The 20,371-nt window shown below is 69.9% G+C and carries 19 protein-coding genes; 8 read left to right on the top strand and 11 right to left on the bottom strand.

Annotation, left to right across the window (positions count from 1 at the left end; genetic code table 11):
• Positions 1–8 precede the first annotated feature (8 nt).
• Entirely contained in the window at positions 9–1,001 is a 993-nt protein-coding gene (locus CJZ98_RS07390; protein ID WP_094589930.1) for a Gfo/Idh/MocA family protein, read from the top strand.
• Between the two features lie 33 nt (positions 1,002–1,034).
• Here the strand turns inward: CJZ98_RS07390 and CJZ98_RS07385 are convergent, their stop codons facing one another.
• The gene (locus CJZ98_RS07385; RefSeq protein ID WP_094589928.1) at positions 1,035–4,289 is read right to left on the bottom strand and encodes a glycoside hydrolase family 15 protein; all 3,255 of its coding nucleotides are present in this window, start codon (positions 4,287–4,289) and stop codon (positions 1,035–1,037) included.
• 209 nt (positions 4,290–4,498) lie between these two features.
• Here CJZ98_RS07385 and CJZ98_RS07380 point away from each other — a divergent pair, with 209 nt between their 5' ends.
• Positions 4,499–5,188: a WecB/TagA/CpsF family glycosyltransferase gene (locus CJZ98_RS07380; protein ID WP_232756306.1), complete on the top strand. Its 690-nt coding sequence runs from the start codon at positions 4,499–4,501 to the stop codon at positions 5,186–5,188.
• Positions 5,189–5,409: 221 nt separating this feature from the next.
• On the opposite strand, the gene CJZ98_RS07375 is transcribed toward CJZ98_RS07380, so the two are convergent.
• Together CJZ98_RS07375 and tgt are read right to left on the bottom strand one after the other, a co-directional pair.
• A complete protein-coding gene (locus CJZ98_RS07375; RefSeq protein ID WP_094589924.1) occupies positions 5,410–5,553 on the bottom strand; it encodes a photosystem II reaction center protein K in 144 nt (47 codons plus the stop codon).
• 29 nt (positions 5,554–5,582) lie between these two features.
• Positions 5,583–6,686, bottom strand: a complete 1,104-nt coding sequence (gene tgt / locus CJZ98_RS07370; protein ID WP_094589973.1) for a tRNA guanosine(34) transglycosylase Tgt — start codon at positions 6,684–6,686, stop codon at positions 5,583–5,585.
• Between the two features lie 203 nt (positions 6,687–6,889).
• Here tgt and CJZ98_RS07365 point away from each other — a divergent pair, with 203 nt between their 5' ends.
• Positions 6,890–7,669 carry an adenosylcobinamide-GDP ribazoletransferase gene (locus CJZ98_RS07365; protein ID WP_094589922.1) on the top strand — a complete coding sequence of 260 codons (780 nt, stop codon included), beginning with the start codon at positions 6,890–6,892 and terminating at the stop codon, positions 7,667–7,669.
• 42 nt (positions 7,670–7,711) lie between these two features.
• Here the strand turns inward: CJZ98_RS07365 and CJZ98_RS07360 are convergent, their stop codons facing one another.
• The gene (locus tag CJZ98_RS07360) at positions 7,712–8,911 is read right to left on the bottom strand and encodes a sensor histidine kinase (protein ID WP_094589920.1); all 1,200 of its coding nucleotides are present in this window, start codon (positions 8,909–8,911) and stop codon (positions 7,712–7,714) included.
• 537 nt (positions 8,912–9,448) lie between these two features.
• Between CJZ98_RS07360 and CJZ98_RS07355 the strand changes: the two genes are divergently transcribed.
• Complete coding sequence (locus CJZ98_RS07355) at positions 9,449–9,820, top strand: DUF3155 domain-containing protein (protein WP_094589918.1); 372 nt, start codon at positions 9,449–9,451, stop codon at positions 9,818–9,820.
• Between the two features lie 136 nt (positions 9,821–9,956).
• On the opposite strand, the gene CJZ98_RS07350 is transcribed toward CJZ98_RS07355, so the two are convergent.
• A complete protein-coding gene (locus CJZ98_RS07350; protein WP_094589916.1) occupies positions 9,957–10,586 on the bottom strand; it encodes an alpha/beta hydrolase in 630 nt (209 codons plus the stop codon).
• A 116-nt stretch (positions 10,587–10,702) separates the two neighbouring features.
• Between CJZ98_RS07350 and purH the strand changes: the two genes are divergently transcribed.
• Together purH and CJZ98_RS07340 are read left to right on the top strand one after the other, a co-directional pair.
• On the top strand, positions 10,703–12,271 hold the full coding sequence (purH, locus tag CJZ98_RS07345) for a bifunctional phosphoribosylaminoimidazolecarboxamide formyltransferase/IMP cyclohydrolase (protein ID WP_094589914.1): 1,569 nt from the start codon (positions 10,703–10,705) through the stop codon (positions 12,269–12,271).
• Between the two features lie 82 nt (positions 12,272–12,353).
• Entirely contained in the window at positions 12,354–12,818 is a 465-nt protein-coding gene (locus CJZ98_RS07340) for a DUF4079 domain-containing protein (RefSeq protein ID WP_094589912.1), read from the top strand.
• Positions 12,819–12,849: 31 nt separating this feature from the next.
• Here the strand turns inward: CJZ98_RS07340 and CJZ98_RS07335 are convergent, their stop codons facing one another.
• The 5 genes from CJZ98_RS07335 to CJZ98_RS07315 all read right to left on the bottom strand — a co-directional run bounded on the left by CJZ98_RS07335 (position 12,850) and on the right by CJZ98_RS07315 (position 18,487).
• A complete protein-coding gene (locus CJZ98_RS07335; RefSeq protein WP_390625499.1) occupies positions 12,850–13,497 on the bottom strand; it encodes a DUF1997 domain-containing protein in 648 nt (215 codons plus the stop codon).
• A 159-nt stretch (positions 13,498–13,656) separates the two neighbouring features.
• Positions 13,657–14,883, bottom strand: coding sequence for a 4-hydroxy-3-methylbut-2-enyl diphosphate reductase (locus tag CJZ98_RS07330; protein ID WP_094589910.1), 1,227 nt, complete (start codon positions 14,881–14,883; stop codon positions 13,657–13,659).
• Positions 14,884–15,004: 121 nt separating this feature from the next.
• Positions 15,005–15,343 (bottom strand): P-II family nitrogen regulator, encoded by a 339-nt coding sequence (locus CJZ98_RS07325; protein ID WP_094589908.1) that lies wholly within the window; start codon positions 15,341–15,343, stop codon positions 15,005–15,007.
• A 7-nt stretch (positions 15,344–15,350) separates the two neighbouring features.
• Positions 15,351–16,820, bottom strand: coding sequence for an ammonium transporter (locus CJZ98_RS07320; protein WP_232756302.1), 1,470 nt, complete (start codon positions 16,818–16,820; stop codon positions 15,351–15,353).
• A gap of 215 nt (positions 16,821–17,035) precedes the next feature.
• Positions 17,036–18,487 carry an ammonium transporter gene (locus tag CJZ98_RS07315; RefSeq protein ID WP_094589906.1) on the bottom strand — a complete coding sequence of 484 codons (1,452 nt, stop codon included), beginning with the start codon at positions 18,485–18,487 and terminating at the stop codon, positions 17,036–17,038.
• Positions 18,488–18,915: 428 nt separating this feature from the next.
• On the opposite strand from CJZ98_RS07315, the gene CJZ98_RS19050 reads away from it, so the two are divergent.
• The gene (locus CJZ98_RS19050; protein WP_232756301.1) at positions 18,916–19,161 is read left to right on the top strand and encodes a DUF4278 domain-containing protein; all 246 of its coding nucleotides are present in this window, start codon (positions 18,916–18,918) and stop codon (positions 19,159–19,161) included.
• A 146-nt stretch (positions 19,162–19,307) separates the two neighbouring features.
• Positions 19,308–19,520: a hypothetical protein gene (locus CJZ98_RS07305; RefSeq protein WP_094589903.1), complete on the top strand. Its 213-nt coding sequence runs from the start codon at positions 19,308–19,310 to the stop codon at positions 19,518–19,520.
• Here the strand turns inward: CJZ98_RS07305 and sfsA are convergent.
• Positions 19,517–20,326, bottom strand: a complete 810-nt coding sequence (gene sfsA, locus CJZ98_RS07300; protein ID WP_094589901.1) for a DNA/RNA nuclease SfsA — start codon at positions 20,324–20,326, stop codon at positions 19,517–19,519. The genes CJZ98_RS07305 and sfsA overlap by 4 nt on opposite strands.
• Positions 20,327–20,371: the final 45 nt, after the last annotated feature.

Genomic DNA, 20,371 nt, shown 5'->3' with positions numbered 1-20,371 from the left:
CCGACGCCATGAAGCCCGTCCGCGTTGGTGTCATCGGCATCGGCAACATGGGGTGGCACCACGCCCGGGTGCTGCGGCTGCTGCGCGACGCCGAGCTCGTGGGCGTGGCCGACCCCGACACCGCGCGCGGCCAGCTGGCGGTAGACCAGTTCGGCTGCCGCTGGTTCCCCTCCTACGAGGCGATGCTGCCGGAAGTGGAGGCGGTCTGCATCGCCGTGCCGACCCTGCTGCACCACCGGGTTGGGATGGCCTGTCTGCAGGCGGGCCTGCACGTGCTGATCGAGAAGCCGATCGCCGCTAGCCAGGAGGAGGCGGCCGAGCTGATCGGTGCCGCCGATGCCGCCGGTCGCCTGCTGCAGGTGGGCCACATCGAGCGCTTCAACCCGGCCTTCCGCGAGCTGGTGAAGGTGGTGGCCAATGAGGAGGTGGTGGTGCTGGAGGCGCGGCGCCACAGCCCCAACCCCGACCGAGCCAACGACGTGTCCGTGGTGCTGGATCTGATGATCCATGACATCGACCTGGTGCTCGAGCTGGCTGCCGCGCCGGTGGTGCGCCTGGCGGCGGCCGGTGGCCGTAGCGCCGAGGGCCCGATTGATTATGTCAACGCCACCCTGGGCTTCGCCAACGGGGTGGTGGCGAGCCTCACGGCCAGCAAGATGGCCCACCGCAAGATCCGCAGCCTCAGCGCCCACTGCCGCGGCAGCCTGGTGGAGACGGACTTCCTCAACCGCAGCCTGCAGATCCACCGCCGCTCCAACCTCTCCTTCAGCGCCGATCACGGCGAACTCCTCTACCGCAATGACGGCTTCATTGAGGAGGTGAGCACCTCGCCGGTGGATCCGCTGGTGGCTGAGCTGGAGCACTTCCTGCAGTGCGTGCGGGGCGAGGAGCAGCCGGCGGTGGATGGCCCCCAGGCCACCCGCGCCCTGCTGCTGGCTGACCTGATCGAGCAGTGCGTGGAGCAGCCCACCCTCTGCATGACCCTCGACAACCCGATCTGACCCGCCTGCGGTGTCTGCCTGGAGGCAGGGCGCTCAGCCCGCCTCCGCCAGCTCCCGGAGGGCCTGCAGTTGCCAGCGGCGGCACAGGGCTGGGGAGGAGCGGTAGAAGCGCTCCCAAGCCTCGGCCTTGTGCAGCGGGTAGAGATCCCGAGGCTGCTGGGGGTGCTCCTGCTCCCAGCCCACCCGTACCGCGTGGCCGATCACCACGTCGAGGGCCAGGTAGTCGTTGAAGTGCACCTGAGGGTTGGCGCCCACGAAGGCCATCAGGGTCACCAGGGTCTCGGTGCAGAGCTGGCGGTATTCAGCGGCCTCGATCTTGCTGAGCAGGTGCTCCACCAGGCTGGCGAAGTTGCGCTCCCCCGGTGTCTTCTCGCTCAGAAGCGGCGCGCTGTCCAGCCGGTTGCGGCGCTCCAGCTTGTCGCCGATCACCAGGCCGCGGCAGTGGTGCAGCAGATCCCAGATGCCGGGGTAGAAGTCGCGCGGCACCTGCTGCAGCGCGCCGAGCCGCTGGCGGTGCTGCAGCCAGCAGTTGCCGCGCGGCAGCTCGTCGAGGGGATCGGGCACCTCCCAGCGCACCCGGCCGCTCACATGCAGCTGCTCCTTGCGCTGCAGCGCTGCCTTGGCGTGCTCCACATCCGCCATCACGCGCCGCAGCTGGCGGCGGATCGCGTGGGGGGGCAGGTCGCAGAGGGCCTCGAAGGCCTCATCGGGTGCCAGATCCCGTTCCCCCGCCAGTTCGCTGGTGAGCAGAAGCAGCAGCTGGCCCAGCTGCAGGGTGAGGCTGCCGCTGAGCAGGGCCGGCTCCTGGCGGGCCAGGCCGTCGAGGGCCAGCAGCAGCTCCTGCTGCAGCACCCACTCCCGCCCGTCCTCGCCGCTGAAGCGCTGGATCATCGCCGCGATCACCTGGCTGCCCTGGGGCTGGGTGATCAGTGACTCGTTCGTGTAGTTGCGGCCCACTACCACCTGCTTCTGGCGCACCAGCAGGTCGGTGAGGGCATCCTCCAGCTGGGGGTGGATCAGGCCCAGGGAGCCGGCGCAGCGGCGCACCACGTTCCAATCGCCCTCGGCCAGGGCGCGGCGGTAGATCTCATCGAGCAGGGCCTGCAGGCTCACCCGGGCGCCGGGGCCCTGCAGCTGGGCCTCCGGCCCCAGGCGCCGCACCAGCTGCTCCAGCAGCTCCGCCTGCTCCGGCAGCGAGGTGCTGCGCCAGAGGCGCTCGGCCAGGTCGCTGATCGGGATCTCCTCGAGCTCCTGTTCCTCGGCCGCCGTGAGCGGCGCCACGCTGGTGCTGGAGCGCAGCAGCGGCCGGGCATCGGGCTCCCGTGGCGGCTGGGGCAGGGCAGCGGCCGCGGGCAAGTCCACCCACACCGCCTGATCCAGCAGCTCACCCAGGGGGGCGAGCTGCACCGGCACGCCCTCCAGCCGACCACTGCGCAGTTGCTGGCCCAGCCGCAGGATCGTCTCCGGATTGCGGCGGAACGGTGCCTCCGCCACCGGGATCAGCAGCAGCGGCGCGCCGCCGCCGCGCCAGTGGCGCTGCAGCTGGCTCACCTCAGTGGCCACCGCGTCCACCAACTGCTCCGGGTCGTCGGAGAGGTAGAAGGTGCCCTCCTCCAGCACCGCCGGCAGCACGGCCAGCAGCTCCCCACCCTGGCGGTAGAGGCGGGCGGTGGCCATGCTCTCCATCCGAACGGGCGGATGGCCGCTGAGCCCCAGCCTGGGGTTGGTTCCCACCGCCGCCATCCGCTCGGCCAGGTCGCGGGAGGGCACCACCCGCAGCCTGTCGCCAGCGGCGTCCGGCTGGGTCAACGGCAGCTCCGCGGCGGCCAGGCGCTCGGCGATGGCGGCGGTGGCGGGCACCAGGGCCACCAGCACCTGCTCGGCCCCGAGGCTGGCGCCCAGGCGCCGGCCGCTCGGATCGAGATCCTCCGGCAGCAGCAGACCGTTGAGCAGCAGCTCCGCCAGCCAGGTCAGGCTCTGGGTCCAGAGCAGGGGCACGTTCTCGTTGGGCACCCGCGGCTGGCTGCCGGGCTGGCGGCGCTCGGCGGCGATGGCGCCCTCCGGCACCAGGTACAGCTCGGGCAGCAGCGGCACGCCCTCCACGGGCACCGCCAGCTTGTCGAGGCGAGCCTTCCAGATCCAGGCCTCCCCCCAGCGCTCCTCGCAGCAGGCGGTGATCAGCTCGTAGGCCAGGAACAGCGGCCACTCGCACTCGATCCCCTCGAACTGGGCCAGCTCCTCCCGCTCGTAGTGCAGCCGGGCGTGGTCTTCCACCACCGTCTGGTGACCATCGCGGCGGAAGCGCTTGTAGCCGTAGGCCCCCCCCAGCTCGCGGCGGATCTTGGCGCGGGTGCGCTCCACCAGGGCCGGATCCTCCACGGCCCAAGCCGGGTAGCCGATCACCGACAGGCAGGCCGCATCCACCTCCTTGCTGGCCGATTCGCGTGGCAGCAGACCGTTCAGGGCCCGTCGCAGGCGCACGATCGCGTCGTGGGGGATGTGCAGGCGGCTGCGGCCGTCGCCGTGGGGGCCATAGAGGTCGAGGCCGTCGAGGGCTTCGAGGGCCGCCTTCACCAGGCCGATCGAGCTGGCGTTGCGCTCCGGCAGGCCGTGGTTGCCCTTGTCGCCCCGCTCCCAGATGCCGTAGTCCGCCACCCGATAGGCCCGGGCCACGTAGTACACCAGGTTCTGGAGGAAGTCCCGCTCGTGGGAGCTGTGCACCACCACCAGGCCGGAGCGGGTCAGCTGGGCCAGTTGCAGCAGGTAGAGGGCCGTGGCATCCAGCTGCAGGTGCCCCCAGCCGTCGTCGGGCACCACCGGGTTGCCGGAGCCCGTGTCGTACTTGGCGTGCAGGGAATCGAGCGGCGCCAGGCTGTGCTTGAAGCGCTCCACCTTGGCGGCCTGGCGCAGCATGGCGTTGAGCAGGCCACGCATCAGCTGCAGCACCCGCTGCTCCAGCTCGAACACCCGCGTGCTGGGCCCGTCCAGGCGCCGGTGGGCCAGGGCCAGTCCCCAGACGCACTGGATCGAATAGACGCAGTCGCGCACCCAGGCGTCGCCGTAGTTGCCATGCACCGTGTGGGCGGTGCTGGCGGGCAGCAGGCCTGTGATCGGATGCTGGCGCTGCAGCACCACCCGCTCGATCTGGCTGTCGAGTTGCGCCAGCACGCGGCGGGCCTCTGCCGGGACCAGCGGGCGGGGGGCGTCGGCGCCGCAGGCCAGGGGCGGGATCGGCGTCGCGTCGCCTGGGGCCAGCGGGGCGGGCAGGGAGGCGCTGGTGGAGGTCATGGCGCGGAGGACCGGGGGGCGCGGGTTGCCTGGGGGCGCGGCTGGGCGGGGCGCCGGCCATAGATTCTCCCGCGCGGCCCGACCGGCAGATGGCATCCATGGCGACCAACGGCCCCGGGGCGGGCAGCGGCTCCAGCGCAGGCCAGGGCTCCAGCAACCGCTCCGGTGGCGGGGCCGCCGGTGCCCCGCCCTCCTGGCGGATCACCCGGGTGCTGGGGGTGCCGGTGGCCGTCTGCGCCAATGTGTTCGCGGCGGCCCTGGAACTCAAGCAGCGCGGCGGCGGTCAGATCGTCACACTCAACGCCGAGATGACCATGGCGGCCCGGGCCAACCCGGGGCTGGGGGCGGCCATTGCCGCTGCCGACCTGGTGATCCCCGACGGCGCCGGCGTGGTCTGGGCCCTGGCGCGGCAGGGCTACCGGGTGCGGCGCAGTCCCGGTATCGAGCTGGCCCGGGCCCTGCTGGAGTACGGCGCCCGCCATGGCTGGCGGGTGGCCCTGGTGGGTGCCAGCCCTGAGGTGATGGCTGGCCTGCGTGAGCGTCTCGGCGCCGAAATTCCCGGGCTGAATCTGGTCTTCACGCTGCATGGCTACCAGGATCCGGCCCTCTGGCCCGCCCTGGAGGCGGGGCTGTGCGGCCAGCGCCCCGATCTGGTGCTGGCGGCCCTGGGGGTGCCCCGCCAGGAGACCTGGATCCAGCGCCTGCACCAGGGTCAGCCGGGCCTGTGGATGGGTGTGGGCGGCAGCTTCGACGTGTGGGCGGGCACCAAGCAGCGGGCCCCGGCCTGGATGGGCCGCCTGCAGATCGAGTGGCTCTATCGCCTGATCCAGGAACCCAGCCGCTGGCGGCGCATGCTGGCCTTGCCGGCCTTCGCCTGGCAGGTGCTGCGTCGCGGTTGAGGCGAGCCTCTGGGCGGCCACAAGAAAAGCGGTGGGCTGGGCGCCACACCGCTGGGGAGGTTCAGGTTGGGGGGGGTTGAGACTGGAGAGTCTCCGCCGACCGGACTGCATCAGGCGATCGGATTAGGAGCGACCTGCCCTCCCTCGGATCGGCCATCAGGCAGGGGCTGAGCGCAGCCAGACTTCGGCCAGAACGCGTTCCTGCCTGGGGCTCTCGTGGCTCAGCGGAAGCCGACGGAGGCCTGCCACACGAAGGCCAGCAGCAGGAAGAAGAGGGGGATGATCGGCAGGATGTCCACCAGGGGGCCGAAGGCCTGGTAGGCCTCGGGGAGCTGGGCCAGGGTCTGCAGGGCGTAGGCGGCCATCCCGGAATTCACTGAGCGTGAGGCGGACGCTACCACGTGTGAGCGGCTGGAGACTCCGGTTCCCAGGGAGCGAAATCCTCTGCAAAACAGCCGTCCTGGATCGCCTGGCCCATGGCCGTGGTGAAGCGGATCAGCTGGGTGATGTTGTGCAGGCTCAGGAGGATCTTGCCGAGCAGTTCCTCGCTCTTGATGAGGTGGTGCAGGTAGGCGCGGCTGTGGTTCTGGCAGGCCGGGCAGGGGCAGCCGGCATCGAGGGGCGTGTGGTCGTGCCGGAAGCGGGCGTTCTTCAGGTTCCAGCGCTCCCCACCCACCAGGGCCGCCCCATGGCGCCCGAGGCGGGTGGGGATCACGCAGTCGAACAGGTCGAAGCCGTTGGCCACGGCGATCGCCATCTCCCGCAGCGTGCCCACCCCCATCAGGTAGTGGGGCACGGCCTCCGGCAGCAGGGGGCCCACCTGGCGCACGATCCGGTGCATCTCCTCGGCGGGCTCGCCCACGCTTACCCCGCCCACGGCTATGCCCGGCAGGCCCATGGAGGCCACCACCCGGGCCGATTCAACCCGCAGTGCGGGGAAGCAGCCCCCCTGCACGATGCCGAACAGGGCCTGATCGGGCTTGCTGTGGCTGGCGATGCAGCGCTCCAGCCAGCTGTGGGTGCGGCGGCAGGCTGTGGCCACGTCGGCCTCGCTGGCGGGATAGGGCGGGCACTGGTCGAAGGCCATGGCCACATCGGCCCCCAGGGCCATCTGGATTGCCATCGAGCGCTCGGGGGTGAGCGCGATCCGGGCACCGTCGCGGGGGGAGCGGAACACCACGCCCTGGTCGTTGATCGTGTTGATGGCCCCCAGGCTGAACACCTGGAAGCCGCCGGAATCGGTGAGCATCGGGCCGTCCCAGCCCATGAAGCGGTGCAGCCCACCGGCCTCGGCCACGATCTGCTCACCTGGTTGGAGGTGCAGGTGATAGGTGTTGGAGAGCACCATCTGGGCGCCGGTGTCCCGCAGCTGGGACGCCGTGACTCCCTTCACCGTGCCCAGGGTTCCCACCGGCATGAAGCGCGGCGTGGTGACGACGCCGTGGGGGGTGTGGAAGCAGCCACAGCGGGCCCGGGTGCGGGGGCACTGTGCCGTGATCGTGAAGGGGAACGCAGCGCCATCTGGGCTGGCTGCCTCCGTGGCGGCTGGTGCGCGGCTGGCGCTCGTGGGACCCGGAGCGGCGGCGCCGTCGGGGGAGGTGGTGCCGCTCGCGCTCAAGGGGCCGGCTGGGGGCAGGGTCTGCGGCGACCCTAGGTGCCGGTCGCGGCAGGATTCCCCCGCACCCCCGGCCCCCGCGCCCCATGGCCCGATCGCCCCAGCCCAGCGCCCCGTCCTGGCTGGCGGACCTGGCGGGAGCCTGGGTGTTCTATTCGGTGCTGCCCCTGCCGCCGGGGCTGCGGCCCCGCTTTGAGCGCATCGCCCGCTTCGCGCCCTGGATCGGTCTGCTGATCGGTGGACTGGAGGCCCTGCTCTGGGCGGCGGGCGAGGGGCGGCTGCCCCGGCTGGCCCAGGTGGCCCTGGTGCTGGCCCTCGGGATCTGGATCAGCGGCGGTCTGCACCTCGATGGCGCCATGGACACTGCCGATGGCCTGGCCGCCGGCCGCGAGCGCTGCCTTGAGGCCATGGACGACAGCCGCGTTGGGGCCAGCGGCGTGCAGGCCATGGTCCAGCTGCTCCTGTTGCGGGTGGCCGCCCTGGCGATGCTGGCGGCGGCGGCCCCCTGGGCGCTGGCATGGGCGGCGGTATGGGGCCGGATCGCGCCGCTGGTGGCGATGCAGGCGTTTCCCTATCTGCGCGCCCAGGGCACGGCCGGTTTCCACCGCCGCCACTGGCGGGGCCTGCTGCTGGAGTTGGTGCCGGCCGCGCTGTTGCTGGGGTCGCTCACGGCTGCAGCCCTGGCGTGGGCCGCAGGCGGCTGGTGGTGGCAGGGCTGGCTGGGGCTGCTGCCGGCCCTGCTGGTGCCCTGGCGGCTGGGGCGGCGCCTGGGCGGCCACAGCGGTGATAGCTATGGCGCCTGCGTGGAGTGGACCACCAGCTGGAGCCTGCTGCTGTTCGCCTTGGCGCGGCTGAGGCTGGGGTAGTGGAGTGGTGCTGTCTCGGCCGGGTGGCTGGACTGGCCGGGTTCAGGTTCCAGGCAGGCTCAGCTGGAAGGCGTTGCCCTCGGTTGGCAGGGCCGGATCCAGGGCCGCGGGCGGCACCACCAGGCTGAGGTCGCCGCCCAGGCTGCGGGCCAGGTCCCGCGCCAGCGCCAGCCCCAGGCCGCTGCCGCTGAGCCCTTGGCCGCTGCTGCCCCGCACCCCCCGCTGGAAGATGGCGTCCCGCTCCAGCACCGGGATGGCCGGGCCACCGTCCCACACCGTCAGGTTCAGCCGCGCCTGAGCTCCCCCGGGTGTCCTGCTCTCGGATGTGCCGCTGTCCGACGTGCTGCAGTGCAGCCCCATGGCGGAGCCGGCGGGGCTGTAGCGGAAGGCGTTCTCGAGCAGATTGGCCACGATCTCGCCCACGGCGCCGCCATCGCCCCGCCAGCTGGGTAGGGCGGCGGGGCCGTGCCAGGGCCGTCCCTGCAGGCTGGCGGTGGCGCTGGCCCGCTCCAGCAGCGGCGTGAGGATGGCCGGCAGCGACTGGGGGGTCTCGCCCGCGAGGCCGGCGGGCAGCAGCAGGCGAGCGCCTTCGGGAGCGGCGACCATCAGGGCGCCTGAGGGTGCGGCCGGCTCCACGGCCGGGGCCGCCAGCAGGTCGATGGCATCCACGTAGCGGTTCAGCTGCCGCTGCTCGCCCAGCAGCTGGTCCACCAGGGTGCGGTTGCCCGGGTCCCCCTCCAGGCGCCGCAGCAGCAGCTGGCCGAAGGTGCGCAGGGCCGCCAGGGGGTTACGCAGCTGGTGCACCAGCAGCCGCAGCTGTTCGTCGCGGCGGTCCAGCTCCCGGCCCAGGCGCTGCTGTTCCAGGTCGAGCCGCAGGGCCTCGGTGAGGCAGCGGGCGGTGGCGTCGAGCCGGTCCCCCAGATCCCGGGGCCAGGGCCAGTGCTCCGCATCCACCCGCAGGGCCCCCAGCAGAAGGCGGTCATCGCGCAGGGCCAGCCAGCGCCGGGCTTGTCCTTGGGCGGTATCGCTGGCGGGGCTGGGGCTGGTTCCGCCGCCGGGGCTCGGCCTCGGGTCCGCCGGCAGGGTCGGCTGGTGCGGCCACTGGCCGATTGGCACCAGCGACGGCTTGCCGTCCTCGCCCGGCAGGGCCAGGTAGACCACCAGCGCCAGCAGATCCGGACGATCGGTGAACTGGGCGAGCTGCTGGTCAAGCAGGACCAGAAACCGCTTGGAGACTTGCATCTGGGGCGGTGTCAGAGCTGGGCCTCGGCCCTGATCCCGAAAGTTTTCGGAATCCGCGTTCGAAATCTGGGAAAAAGTCTTAAGATGCCTGTATCGACCAATACCTCGCAGCCCGGGAGCGGGCGGCGCGGCGTCGACCCGATGGCCCTGCTTGCGGTTTTCTGCAAACAAGGCTACAGCAGGAGAAGTCTCGTTCCTCTGCTGCCGGGCGGTCCCAACGGCGTGCTTGCGCGCCGCGATCACCCGTGTCTTTGGCCACTCCCTCTCGGGGTGTTCCACGTCGGCTAGGCCCTTCGGGTCTCTTCGACTTGGGCGCCCTGATGGGATGGCGCCGTTGTTCCGAGTTCTCCTGCCCGCAGGCCCCCTGCCCGCAGACCCTCGGTGGCGACTCCGCTCCCGGTTCTCAGACGTATGGGCGTTGCCGACTCCGGCTGCCGCTCCCGCGACACGCCGACCCTTGCCGACCGCTGCGATCCTCTCCGACACAGCCGTCCCCATCCCTCCGTTCCTCAGCCTCCCCTCGGGGAGCTTCACTCCATGTCCAAGAAGCGCAAGCGGATCAGTCGCCGTCGCCTGGCGGGCCAGCGGGTTCTGGCCCATGTTGTGACCCACAACATCGAAACCGGCGACCACAAGCCCGTTACCGCGGCCCGTCGCTACATCGCCGAGCAGACCATCGTGCCGCCGGCGCTGCTGAACGTGCGTCGCAACGAGCACACCACCGATCGCTTCTTCTGGGGCGAGAAGGGCCTGTTCAGCGCCCAGTACGCCGAGGAGAACCACTTCTTGTTCCCCTCCCTGCGCGCCATCGTCGATCGCATCGGCGAGGACACCCTGTTTGCCGGCCTGGAGTCCATGGCCGCCGACGACTGGGAGGAAATGGAGGAGTACGAATACGCCTTCGTCTGATCGACCTCGCGTCGAGCGCTGGCAGAGCGGCTCCTGACCGGCTTTTCCTCCCTGCCTCTCGCTCGCGTTCAACTCCCTCGCCGGCCCCGGATGGGGCCGGCTTTTTGCTGGCCCAGCCCCGGCGGCCCTCCCGCGCTCAGACCCTCGGATCGGGTGCCCCCAGGCACGCCTGCACGAACCGGCGGATCGCCGGCAGCGCCCCGGCATCGATTGTGTGGCCGCCAGCGAAGGCCAGCAGCTCGGCCGGTTGGCCCGCCGCCTCCAGCAGCCGCTGCAGCTCCAGGCTGGCCTCGAACGGCACCACCGGATCCTGCTCACCGTGGCTGAGCAGCACCGGGCACAGGGGTGGCTGCGGACGCCAGTCGGGGTGGGGATAGCCGCTGCAGGCCACCAGGCCGGCCAGGGGCAGACCGCTGCCGGCATCGAGGGCCATGGCCCCGCCCTGGGAGAAGCCCAGCATCACTGTCCGCTGCAGGGGCACGCTTGCCCCCAGCTGCTCCAGCCGCCGCCGCAGGGCGGCGCGGGCGGCGGGCAGCTGCTCCCAGTCGATCGGCTGCAGGTCGTACCACTGGCGGCCGGCGCCGTAGGGGTGGGGATGGGGGGCCCGCAACGCCACCACGTTCACCTGGGGATCCACCAGCAGCTCGGCCAGATCCAGCAGGTCGTCGGCGTCGGCGCCCCAGCCGTGCAGCAGCACCAGCCGCCGCTCAGCCTCCGCGGGGCCGAGCTGGATCTGGTCGGGCTCGGGGCTGGGAAGGTTGGCCATGGCGTCGGGCAGAGGGTGGGCGGGAGCGAGGGGGTGGAGCCGGCGGCAGCCAGCGGGGCGGGAGCGCCGCTGCCTCTCTCGCTGCGTAGGTTGGCCCCAGAACCGCTGCTGCAGCCATGGCGCCCACGGCCCTCCTGAGTGTGTCGAACAAAGAGGGACTCGTGCCGCTGGCCCAGGGGTTGCTCGCGGCCGGCTACCAGCTGATCTCCAGTGGCGGCACCGCAGCGGCCCTGGCCGCCGCCGGCCTGCCCGTGACCAAGGTGGCCGAACATACCGGTGCCCCCGAGATCCTGGGGGGCCGGGTCAAGACCCTGCACCCCCGCATCCACGGCGGCATCCTCGCCAAGCGCTCCGAGCCCTCCCACGAGGCCGATCTGCAGGCCCAGGGCATCGCTCCCATCGATGTGGTGGTGGTGAACCTCTATCCCTTCCGCGAGACCATCGCCGCCCCGGATGCGACCTGGGAGGTTGCGATCGAGAACATCGACATCGGCGGCCCCGCCATGGTGCGTGCCGCCGCCAAGAACCACGCCGACGTGGCGGTGCTGACTGATCCCGGCCAGTACGGCGCCTTCCTTGGAGCCCTGCAGGCCGGGGCCATCACCGGGGAGCTGCGCCGCCGCCTGGCCCTCCAGGCCTTCCGCCACACCGCCGAGTACGACACCGCCATCAGCACCTGGCTGGCCGGCCAGCTGGGCGAGTCCGAGGCCACAGGTGCTCAGCGCCTGAGCCTCGATCTGGTCGCAAAGCAGACCCTGCGCTACGGCGAGAATCCCCACCAGGGCGCCACCTGGTTCGCCGACCCCGGCGCGGGCCTCGCTGGCGGCGTTCAGCTCCAGGGCAAGGAGCTCAGCTACAACAACCTGATCGATCTGGAGGCGGCCCTCGCCACCGTGCGCGAGTTCGGCTATGGCGGGGCCGGGGCCGGCTCCCATCTGTTCCAGCCCGCCGCCGTGGTGGTGAAGCACACCAACCCCTGCGGCGTGGCCACCGGCAGCGGCAGCGCCGATGCCCTGCAGCGGGCCCTCGACGCTGACCGTGTCTCGGCCTTCGGCGGCATCGTGGCGATCAACGGCGCGGTGGATGGCGTCACCGCCGCCCAGCTCACAAGCCTGTTCCTGGAGTGCGTGGTGGCGCCCTCCTTCAGCCCGGAGGCCCGCGAGGCCCTGGCCGCCAAGGCCAACCTGCGCCTGTTGGAGCTGCCCCCAGAGGCGATCGCACGGGCGTCGCGCCAGCAGCTGCGCAGCGTGCTCGGCGGCGTGCTTGTCCAGGAGCTCGACGATCAGCCGGTGGATGAGAGCGCCTGGCAAGTGGTGAGCCAGCGCCAGCCCACTGCCCAGGAACTCGAGGACCTGCGCTTCGCCTGGCGCCTGGTGCGCCACGTGCGCTCCAATGCCATCACCGTGGCCAAGGGCGGCCAGAGTCTGGGCATCGGCGCCGGCCAGATGAACCGGGTTGGCTCAGCACGTCTGGCCCTCGAGGCCGCCGGCGAGCGGGCCCGGGGCGCCGTGCTGGCCAGCGATGGCTTCTTCCCCTTCGACGACACCGTGCGCCTGGCGGCCGACCACGGCATCGGCGCCGTGATCCAGCCGGGCGGCAGCGTGCGCGATGCTGAGTCGATCCAGGCCTGCGACGAGCTGGGCCTGGCGATGGTGGTCACCGGCCGCCGCCACTTCCTGCACTGAGCGGCCCAGGGGCGCTGCCCTGAACGGCGGCCGGGTGCGGGCCGGCAGTAGCTTCACAGCCTCCGCCGCTCGCCTGCGCCCCATGCCGGACGCCCTCGCCTTCAACCTCAACTTTGTGCACCCGCTGACGATGTGGGTGCTGCTGGCCTTGAGCGGCTACGCGATGCTGCTGGGCATCAAGGCCAAGAAGACCCGCACCGCCGACGCCGAGGCCCGCAAGGAGCTGATCAAGGGCCAGTTCGCCAAACGCCATTACCTGTTCGGCAGCGCGGTGCTGGCGGTGATGGTGCTCGGCACCTTCGGCGGCATGGCCGTCACCTACCTGAACAACGGCAAGCTGTTCGTGGGTCCCCACCTGCTGGTGGGCATCGCCATGACGGTCCTGCTGGTGCTGGCCGCAGCCCTCTCGCCGCTGATGCAGCAGGGCAACCTGATCGCCCGCAAGGTCCACGTCGGCCTGAACATGAGCGTGATGACCCTGTTCCTGTGGCAGGCCTTCACCGGGTTGCAGATTCTCAACAAGATCTGGGAAAACCGCCCGGCCTGAGCGTCACGGCTGTGGTCGACCGGGCGGGGGCTCAGAACTGGGCCCGCCGCCTCGGTGGGCAGTCCAGGCCGTGAGTGGCGTGGAAATCCTCCTGCACCTTCCAGGTGAGCCGACGCGAAATCTGGCGCACGATCTGGCGGAGCAGATGGTCGCCGCTGCTCTGCACCAGGCTTTCGGGCAGCAGGCCGATCACGGCCGGCAGCCTGATCCACACGCTCAGATCCAGCTCCCAGCGCACCAGCGTGAGGCCTCTGCCCTGGCCTTCACCTTTCGCCTGCTGGTCGAGCCGCAGGGCCGCATTGAAGCCCACGTCGTAGAGCTCCTGCAGGCTGGGCTGGAAGCGCTCGGCTGGCACCGTGACGATGCGGTAGACCCCCTGGCTCTGGGGCAGCAGCTCCAGGCCAATGGTGGGCTCCACCTCGAAGCCGAAGTTGCCGAACTTGCCTAGGGTGAGCTGGTAGCCGTTGGGCCCGAGCCCGCCCACCTGCATCGGCGCAGCGCAACGACGGAACCATCCCTCGTGGCGATCCAGGTAGCTGGCCACCAGTGCCGGCTCGGCCCACATCTCCATCAGGTCGGCGAACTGGCTGCGGTAGCAGCGCACCCGGGGGTCGCTGCTGGAGCGCAGGGGCCCCAGCAGGTCGGTGTCGAGAGCGGCACTGGTGAGGGAAGTGGTCAACGCGCTCCGAAGGGTCCGATCGCTGCTCAGGCGAGGGAGATCAACCAATGTAACGGCGGCCTGGAGGTGAGGTCGCAGCCGTTGTGACAGCGGCGGCGGATTGCAGGTGTGCGGGGGAGTGGGTGCCCGTCTCCAAGGGCGGGGGCCCAGAGACGTCGCTCAGGCGTCGCTCAGGGCCATCAGCTGGCGGATCACATCCTCCACCACCCGATCGGGGGTGGAGGCGCCTGAGGTGATGCCCACCCGCAGCGGGCCCTCGGGCAGGAAGGGCTCCACCGTTTCCAGGTCACCGCCGAGGGGCATGTGCTCGATGCGGTTGCCCGGTCCGATGCGCTCGGGGGTGTCGATGTGGAAGGAGAGGATCCCGCGGCTCACAGCGATCTCCTGCAGGTGGGTGGTGTTGGAGGAGTTGTAGCCACCGATCACCACCATCAGATCGAGGGGCTCATCCACCAGGGCGAACATGGCGTCCTGACGCTCCTGGGTGGCGTCGCAGATGGTGTTGAAGGCCAGGAAGTGCTCGTTCAGCTGGGTGGGGCCAAAGCGCTGCAGCATGGTGCGCTCGAACAGCCGGCCGATCTCCTCGGTTTCGCTCTTGAGCATGGTGGTCTGGTTGGCGACGCCCACCCGCACCAGGTCCCTGTCGGGATCGAAGCCGGGGGAGCAGGCCTTGGCGAAGCGGGCCATGAACACGTCGCGGGCGGCGGCCCGGCTGGCGGGATCGCCGGTCTCGGCGCCGGCCAGGATGTAGTCGCTCACCATCTGGGCCTCGGCCAGATCCAGCACCACCAGATAGGTGCCGGCGAAGGAGCTGGTGGCCAGCGTCTCCTCGTGCTTCACCTTGCCGTGGATGATCGAGGTGAAGGCGTGCTTCTTGTGCTTTTCCACGGTGTTCCACACCTTGGACACCCAGGGACAGGTGGTGTCCACGATGTGGCAGCCGCGCTCGTTGAGCAGCTGCATCTCCTGCACGGTGGCGCCGAAGGCCGGCAGGATCACCACATCGCCGCTGGCCACCTCGGAAAAGTCCTTCACGCCACCATCCACGGGGATGAACAGCACGTTCATCTCACGCAGGTGATGGTTCACCGAGGGGTTGTGGATGATCTCGTTGGTGATCCAGATCCGCTCGGTGGGGTAGTGGCGGCGCGTCTCGTAGGCCATGGCCACGGCCCGCTCCACACCCCAGCAGAAGCCGAAGGCCTCGGCCAGCTTCACGCTCAGGCGGCCGTGGCGCAGCTCGTAGCCGTTCTCGCGGATGCTGGCGACCAGGTCGCTCTGGTAGGCCTGCTCCAGGCTGCCGGCCACCTCGTCGGCCCGGCCGAAGCCGCGACGGTTGTAGCGATCCGAGTGGTGCAGGGATCGCTTGAACGCGCGGGTATCCACGGCGGTAGAGCACGGTGGAGCAACTCTATGGGGCCCCTGCGGGCGCTGGGCCCAGTGGAAAGCCCCCCGGCGGTGAGGCCGGGGGGCTTGGGGGTGGGCCCGTTGACGCCGGGGAACGGCTTCAGAGGGCCGTCTCGCCGCGGTCCCCCGTGCGAATGCGGATGGCCGTCTCCACGGGGGTGACGAAGATCTTGCCGTCACCGATCTCGCCCGTGCGGGCGGCTTCTGTGATGGCCGCGATGGCTGCGTCGACCTTGTCGTCGGCCACCACGGTGGTGATCCTCACCTTGGGCAGGAACTCCACCGTGAATTCGTTGCCGCGGTAGCGCTCGATCTGTCCCTTCTGGCGCCCAAAGCCTCGGACGTCGTTGATGGTCATGCCCAGGATGTCGATGGCAACGAGGGCGGTCTTGATGGCGTCGACCTTGGAGGGACGCACCACGGCGGTGATCTGTTTCATCGGGGTCTCAGTAGGTCATGGGGTCGTACGCCTCTTCGCCGTGGGCCACGAAGTCAAGGCCGCGCTCTTCCTCCTCAGGGGTGACGCGTAGGCCGACGGTGGCGCCCACGATCCAGAGGATCACGGCCGTGCCGATGCCAACGAAGCCATAGGAGATGAGCACGGCCTTGATGTGGGCCACAAACAGGCCGGCGTTTCCGCTCTTGGCCAGGATTTCCGCCGACTTGGGGAAGTAGTCGGCCGGCACCAGGGCGGGTACCGCGAGCAGGCCGGTCAGCAGAGCTCCCACCGTACCGCCAACTCCATGGACAGCGTAGGCATCCAGGGAGTCGTCAAACTTGATGGCAGACTTGATCTGGACGGCGATGTAACAGGCGGCGGCCGTGGCTGCCCCGATGATCAGGGCCTGGGGTATGTAGACGAAACCGGCGGCGGGGGTGATGCCCACCAGGCCAGCCACGGCGCCGGTGGCTGCTCCCACGGCGGTGGGCTTGCCATCCCGGAACCATTCGATCAGGCACCAGGTGAGCAGGGCCGTGGACGCGGAGAGTGTGGTGGTGAGGAAGGACAGGCCTGCGGCCGATGCGGCGAAGTAGCTGGCGCCGTTGAAGCCAAACCAGCCGAACCACAGGAGACCGGCACCCAGCAGGATGAAGGGCACGTTATGGGGCGGCCGCTTGCTTTCGGGGAAGTTGCTGCGGGGGCCAACGATGGCCGTAGCAACGAGGGCGCCGACACCGGCGGCGATGTGCACCACGGTGCCACCGGCGAAATCAATGGCACCGATCTCACCGAAGGGACCGATGAAGCCACCGCCCCAGACCATCTTGGCCATCGGGCAGTAGATGAAGAGGCTCCAGAGCAGGGAGAACCAGAACCAGGCCTTGAAGTTGATGCGCTCTACCAGGGCCCCTGAGATCAGGGCCGGCGTGATGATCGCGAACATGCCCTGGAACAGGGCGAAGGACGTGGCCGAGATGGAGAAGCCATCGGCAAGGGGGGCATCGCCGAGCTCACCACCCACACCATTGAGCCACATCTGGCCGAGGCCCCCGATGAAGGGGCTACCGAAGCCGGTGTCGAAGGAGAGGCTATAGCCGATCACGACCCACAGCACCCCGACGAGCCCCATCAGGAAGAAGCTCATCATCATGGTGTTGAGCACGTTCTTGGCGCGGGTGAAGCCGCCATAGAAGAACGCCAGGCCGGGGGTCATCAGCAGCACCATGGCCGAGCCCATCAGCATCAGCAGGGTGTCGGCCCCGTTGGTGGGGACCTTCTGCAGAGCGGCCTTGGCGGATCCTGCCATCAGGGGCAACAGGGCGGCGCCGAAGGCCAGCAGCATCACGGCATAGCGCTTGAGTTCAGGCTCTTGGACCTTGGCCAGTACCTTGGTGCGGAAGCGGTCGAAAACAGCGAGCGGGGTGGGACCACCGCCCGCCATAGGGACATGGGTCATCGTGGGGGGCAACCTCATGGGGGTTCGCCTGGACACCATCCACGACTCCAGGGTTCCAGCCGGTAACAATCGGTACAAAACCGTGGCTGGGTCGTGGCCGGAGTGGCCTCGGCCCCGTGATCGCTCAGTCCTCTGTGCCTCCCCTTTCCCCAATCTGTCGATGGGAACAGGCCCCCGGGTGTGGCCGGAGGACCTGGGTTGAACAGAGCTGGACCAGCTATTTCTCCGTGCGATCAGTTGCTGGTGGAGACGAAGTCGGGATAGGCCTCCATGCCGTGTTCGCCGATATCGAGGCCTTCAACCTCTTCCTTCTCGGTGACGCGGATGCCACCGAAGATGGCCCCGATGATCGACCAGACAATCCAGGAGCTCACGATCGCGAAGATCGCGAAGGCCAGCACACCCACGATCTGAACACCGAGCTGGTTGAAGCCATGGCCGGTGAGCAGGCCCTTGTCGGTGTTGAAAAGGCCAACTGCCAGGGTGGCCCAGATGCCGCAGGTGCCGTGCACCGAGAAGGCACCCACCGGATCGTCGATTTTCAGCTTGTCGACCAGGGCTACGGAGAACACCACCAAGACGCCGGCGATGAAGCCCACCACCCAGGCGGCCGGCATCGAGAAGCCGTCGCAACCGGCGGTCACGCCCACCAGGCCGGCCAGGATGCCGTTGATGGTCATGGTCAGGTCGGGCTTACCACCGGTGAACTGGCTCAGCAGGGTGGCGGAAATGCCACCGCCAGCGGCGCCGAGGGTCGTGGTGACGGCGATATAGGGCACCTCGGGGGCCATAGAAAGCCAGGAGCCAGGGTTGAAGCCGTACCAGCCGAGCCAGAGGATCAGGCAGCCCAGGGTGGCGATGGCCAGGTTGTGGCCGGGGATGGCCTGGGGCTTGCCGTTGGTGAACTTGCCGATGCGGGGGCCAAGCAGAATGGCGCCGATCAGCCCTGCCCAGGCACCGAAGGAGTGCACCACGGTGGAGCCGGCGAAGTCGATGAAGCCGAGCTTGTTGAGCCAGCCCTCACCCACGTTCCACTGCCAGGAGCCGGAGATCGGATAGAGGACCCCCACCAGCACCAGAGAGAAGATCACGAACTCACCAAACTTGATCCGCTCAGCCACCAGGCCGGACACGATCGTGGCGGCGGTGCCGGCGAAGGCGGCCTGGAAGAGGAAGTCAACGCTCGGGACCAGCTTGCCCTCGGTCACCATCTCAGGGGTGACGGTGGGGTCAAAGAACAGACCGCCGAATTTGAACCAACCAGGAATCACCCAGTCGGCGTTGTACATGATCTTGTAGCCGATGAACCAATAGGCCGTCACCGCCAGGGCGAAGACGATCAGGTTCTTGGCCAGGATGTTGACGGCGTTCTTCTGGCGGCACATTCCGGCTTCCACCATGGCGAAGCCGGCGTTCATGAAGATCACCAGGGCGGCGCAGATCAACAGGAACATGTTGTTGGCCAGAAAGGCCGGGGTGAGCTCAGGCAGCTCAGCCGCGTGGGCCGAGAGGTTGAACACCCCAAGGCCCGCCAAGGCAATGGGCACGCAAGCGAGCCAGGTCAGGTTGCTCTGGGAGGACAGCCCCCGCAGGCGACCGAGGAGCAGGGGCGGCGCCTCCAGCAGGCTGGCGTCCTGCAGGCGACGCGGGCCGGAGCGGCGCGGTGCTGGCAATGGAATGGACATCGGTGAGTGGGGAATCCTCAGGTGTGGAACGGCTGGCCCCTTCCACGGACTGGGCAAGATTCCGGCAAGAGCTCCGCACGCAATGTTCCCTTTGCTACGAAATTGCCGATTGCTGGGTGCCTGCGGCCGCGCCGGTGCGCCCATTCCGCTCCATCGGCGTTCGTAGGGCTACACCCCCGGTTAAGGAGCATTGCGAATCCTGGAAAATGTTCGCAATGAACACTTGGGATTGGCTAAATATGCATCGAAGGACAAAACGTTGGATGGAGTGCGCGAGTCGGCCTGTGGGCGCGAGTCGTGCCCGGCCTGGCCATTGCCCCGCCGGCTCCATTGGAAGTAGCCCACCGCATGGCGAAGCAACGCTCCTTTCCGCGAAGCGGGCCCGGCCCCTGGCCGGTGCATCCCCCAACCCTTCGAGGCCTGGAACCGTGTCCAAACCCACCCTTTGCTATCGCGGCGTCGCCTACGACCCCGCCCAGCGTCGCCCTCTCGAGTCCCCCGCCCCGGTCGAGCACGTCTACCGCGGCCAGCACTACACCGCCCCCCTCGCCCATGCGGCGGCCCCCCTGGATCCGGCTCTGGAGCTGCACTACCGCGGCAGCGTCTATCACCATCGCCAGGCCGAGGCGGCGGCAGAGGTGCGGAGCGCCGCCCAGGATCTTGCCGCTGTCTGAGGCCTCACTGCCCTGGGCCCAACCTGACTGCCCTGGGCCCAGTAACAGCGTTCTCACGCATCCGTGGGTTGGATCCGTAGTGACGGCTACGTGCCGCGATGCCGGCTGGGTGCTCAATGGCCCCAGCCACACCATGGTGCCCCCGCATGGATCTCTCGCTCACCGCCGTGGCCTCGGGCTATCGGGTGATGCCCGAATCGGCCCTGGGCCTGCTCTGGCTGCAGACCCACTTCGAGCCTGAAACCTGGGACCTGGTCTGCGAGGGCCGGGTCCAGCTCAGCGCCGCCTCGATCGGCAGCCTCTGCGCCGATGCCCGTGGCGCCGGGCTGGCGCTGCACGGTGCACCCGTGCCGGCCTAGGCGCGGCTCTGCACGGCCGCCAGTCCCCGCCAGTGCACCGCCTCGTCGCTGAAGGCGTAGACACAGGGCAGCACCTCCACCCCGGCCACCAGGGCCTGGCGGAACAGCTCGCCGTAGCGGGGGTCGGCGCTGTCGCCGGGGGCGAAGCGGCTCACATCCGAGCGGCTCAGGCAGGGCACCAGCACGGCCCGCGCCTCGGGCAGCAGGCCGATCAGTTCCTCCAGGTGCTTCTGACCCCGCTCGGTCACTGTGTCGGGAAACAGGGCCAGATCGCCATCGGTCCAGGTGGTGTTCTTCACTTCCACGTAGATCGGCCTTGGATCGGGCGCGCCCGCCGCGGGGGTCAGCAGCAGGTCGATGCGGCTGCGGCGGTTGGGGCCATAGGGCACCTCGGCCCGGATCGCCTCGATCGGGCCCAGCCAGGCCCCCAGCAGCCCCGCCTCGATCGTGGCCCGCACCAGCCGGTTGGGCAGGGCCGTGTTGATGCCCACCCAGATCGGCTGGCCATCGGCGCCGGCCACCTCGGCCTGCTCCCAGGTCCAGGCCAGCTTGCGGGTGGGGGAAGGGGCGTGGCGCAGCCGCACCCGGCCGCCCGGATGGAGCACGCCGGTCATCGGACCGGTGTTGGGGCAGTGGGCGGTCACGACCTCGCCGGAGTCGAGTTCCACATCGGCGAGGAAGCGCTTGTAGCGCTTCAGCAAGACTCCCTCCCGCAGGGGGTCCAGCGGCAGAACCACCACGGGACTGCTGCTGGCGTTGGTGCCGGAGCTGGAACGGGAGCTGGCACTGGCGGGGCTGGTCGACATCGGCGGGGCAGCGCCCGGGGCACAGGGGAGGACCGGCTGCGGGGC

Origin of the sequence: Vulcanococcus limneticus LL (assembly GCF_002252705.1) — a bacterium.
GTDB classification, from domain to species: domain Bacteria; phylum Cyanobacteriota; class Cyanobacteriia; order PCC-6307; family Cyanobiaceae; genus Vulcanococcus; species Vulcanococcus limneticus.
The sequence above is the reverse complement of the archived record's forward strand: the minus strand, read 5'-3'. Positions and strand labels throughout refer to the sequence as shown.

Excerpts from the sequence above, each read along its gene's own strand:
- CJZ98_RS07390 (WP_094589930.1), top strand. The coding sequence starts at position 9 with ATGAAGCCCGTCCGCGTTGGTGTCATCGGCATCGGCAACATGGGGTGG.
- CJZ98_RS07385 (WP_094589928.1), bottom strand. The coding sequence starts at position 4,289 with ATGACCTCCACCAGCGCCTCCCTGCCCGCCCCGCTGGCCCCAGGCGAC.
- CJZ98_RS07375 (WP_094589924.1), bottom strand. The coding sequence starts at position 5,553 with ATGGCCGCCTACGCCCTGCAGACCCTGGCCCAGCTCCCCGAGGCCTAC.
- CJZ98_RS07365 (WP_094589922.1), top strand. The coding sequence starts at position 6,890 with ATGGCCCGATCGCCCCAGCCCAGCGCCCCGTCCTGGCTGGCGGACCTG.
- CJZ98_RS07360 (WP_094589920.1), bottom strand. The coding sequence starts at position 8,911 with ATGCAAGTCTCCAAGCGGTTTCTGGTCCTGCTTGACCAGCAGCTCGCC.
- CJZ98_RS07355 (WP_094589918.1), top strand. The coding sequence starts at position 9,449 with ATGTCCAAGAAGCGCAAGCGGATCAGTCGCCGTCGCCTGGCGGGCCAG.
- CJZ98_RS07350 (WP_094589916.1), bottom strand. The coding sequence starts at position 10,586 with ATGGCCAACCTTCCCAGCCCCGAGCCCGACCAGATCCAGCTCGGCCCC.
- purH (WP_094589914.1), top strand. The coding sequence starts at position 10,703 with ATGGCGCCCACGGCCCTCCTGAGTGTGTCGAACAAAGAGGGACTCGTG.
- CJZ98_RS07340 (WP_094589912.1), top strand. The coding sequence starts at position 12,354 with ATGCCGGACGCCCTCGCCTTCAACCTCAACTTTGTGCACCCGCTGACG.
- CJZ98_RS07325 (WP_094589908.1), bottom strand. The coding sequence starts at position 15,343 with ATGAAACAGATCACCGCCGTGGTGCGTCCCTCCAAGGTCGACGCCATC.
- CJZ98_RS07320 (WP_232756302.1), bottom strand. The coding sequence starts at position 16,820 with ATGAGGTTGCCCCCCACGATGACCCATGTCCCTATGGCGGGCGGTGGT.
- CJZ98_RS07315 (WP_094589906.1), bottom strand. The coding sequence starts at position 18,487 with ATGTCCATTCCATTGCCAGCACCGCGCCGCTCCGGCCCGCGTCGCCTG.
- CJZ98_RS07305 (WP_094589903.1), top strand. The coding sequence starts at position 19,308 with ATGGATCTCTCGCTCACCGCCGTGGCCTCGGGCTATCGGGTGATGCCC.
- sfsA (WP_094589901.1), bottom strand. The coding sequence starts at position 20,326 with ATGTCGACCAGCCCCGCCAGTGCCAGCTCCCGTTCCAGCTCCGGCACC.